A 1807-nucleotide genomic window follows, 5' to 3' on the forward strand; every position below is an offset into this window, starting at 1 on the left:
GTGAAGTAGCTGATTGCCATCAACGCATAGGTCGCGTCACCTGCCGAAAAGCCAGCATCGCAAAGGAAGCGAAGCTGCGCGTCGGCTTTTTCCATCTGCGGCGCGGCTGGCCGCGTCCCGGCATGAATACGCGCGCCATCGCGATAAGCGAGCAACGCCCGTCGAAAACTGCATGCATTGCCCTTCAGGAATGAGCGCCAGTCGTCGTCGGCTCTCGGCACCGAATGCGTATGATTCTCCGCCAGCATGGCTTCGGCCAGTGCGTCGAGCAGCGCCCGCTTGTTCCTGAAGTGCCAGTAAAGCGCCGGCTGCTGAACCCCCAACCGTTCCGCCAGTTTGCGTGTCGTCAGACCGTCTACGCCGACCTCGTTCAACAGGTCCAGGGCGGCACGGATCACTGTATTCGGCTGCAACTTTGTCATGCTTGACACTTTATCACTGATAAACATAATATGTCCACCAACTTATCAGTGATAAAGAATCCGCGCGTTCAATCGGACCAGCGGAGGCTGGTCCGGAGGCCAGACGTGAAACCCAACAGACCCCTGATCGTAATTCTGAGCACTGTCGCGCTCGACGCTGTCGGCATCGGCCTGATTATGCCGGTGCTGCCGGGCCTCCTGCGCGATCTGGTTCACTCGAACGACGTCACCGCCCACTATGGCATTCTGCTGGCGCTGTATGCGTTGATGCAATTTGCCTGCGCACCTGTGCTGGGCGCGCTGTCGGATCGTTTCGGGCGGCGGCCGGTCTTGCTCGTCTCGCTGGCCGGCGCTGCTGTCGACTACGCCATCATGGCGACGGCGCCTTTCCTTTGGGTTCTCTATATCGGGCGGATCGTGGCCGGCATCACCGGGGCGACTGGGGCGGTAGCCGGCGCTTATATTGCCGATATCACTGATGGCGATGAGCGCGCGCGGCACTTCGGCTTCATGAGCGCCTGTTTCGGGTTCGGGATGGTCGCGGGACCTGTGCTCGGTGGGCTGATGGGCGGTTTCTCCCCCCACGCTCCGTTCTTCGCCGCGGCAGCCTTGAACGGCCTCAATTTCCTGACGGGCTGTTTCCTTTTGCCGGAGTCGCACAAAGGCGAACGCCGGCCGTTACGCCGGGAGGCTCTCAACCCGCTCGCTTCGTTCCGGTGGGCCCGGGGCATGACCGTCGTCGCCGCCCTGATGGCGGTCTTCTTCATCATGCAACTTGTCGGACAGGTGCCGGCCGCGCTTTGGGTCATTTTCGGCGAGGATCGCTTTCACTGGGACGCGACCACGATCGGCATTTCGCTTGCCGCATTTGGCATTCTGCATTCACTCGCCCAGGCAATGATCACCGGCCCTGTAGCCGCCCGGCTCGGCGAAAGGCGGGCACTCATGCTCGGAATGATTGCCGACGGCACAGGCTACATCCTGCTTGCCTTCGCGACACGGGGATGGATGGCGTTCCCGATCATGGTCCTGCTTGCTTCGGGTGGCATCGGAATGCCGGCGCTGCAAGCAATGTTGTCCAGGCAGGTGGATGAGGAACGTCAGGGGCAGCTGCAAGGCTCACTGGCGGCGCTCACCAGCCTGACCTCGATCGTCGGACCCCTCCTCTTCACGGCGATCTATGCGGCTTCTATAACAACGTGGAACGGGTGGGCATGGATTGCAGGCGCTGCCCTCTACTTGCTCTGCCTGCCGGCGCTGCGTCGCGGTGCATGGAGCCGGGCCACCTCGACCTGAATGGAAGCCGGCGGCACCTCGCTAACGGATTCACCACTCCAAGAATTGGAGCCAATCAATTCTTGCGGAGAACTGTGAATGCGCAAACC

At 61.5% G+C, this 1807-nt stretch carries 2 protein-coding genes; one reads left to right on the top strand and one right to left on the bottom strand.

The features are described 5' to 3' along the window. A partial coding sequence (locus R7Q38_RS22935) for a TetR/AcrR family transcriptional regulator C-terminal domain-containing protein (RefSeq protein WP_318114408.1) occupies window positions 1–422 on the bottom strand: 422 nt, incomplete at its 3' end. A 105-nt stretch (window positions 423–527) separates the two neighbouring features. On the opposite strand from R7Q38_RS22935, the gene tet(A) reads away from it, so the two are divergent. Next, window positions 528–1718, top strand: coding sequence for a tetracycline efflux MFS transporter Tet(A) (gene tet(A), locus R7Q38_RS22940; protein WP_047706567.1), 1191 nt, complete (start codon window positions 528–530; stop codon window positions 1716–1718). Window positions 1719–1807 lie beyond the last annotated feature (89 nt).

This window comes from Vibrio sp. Vb0598, from assembly GCF_033338935.1.
Taxonomy (GTDB): Bacteria; Pseudomonadota; Gammaproteobacteria; order Enterobacterales; family Vibrionaceae; genus Vibrio; species Vibrio alginolyticus.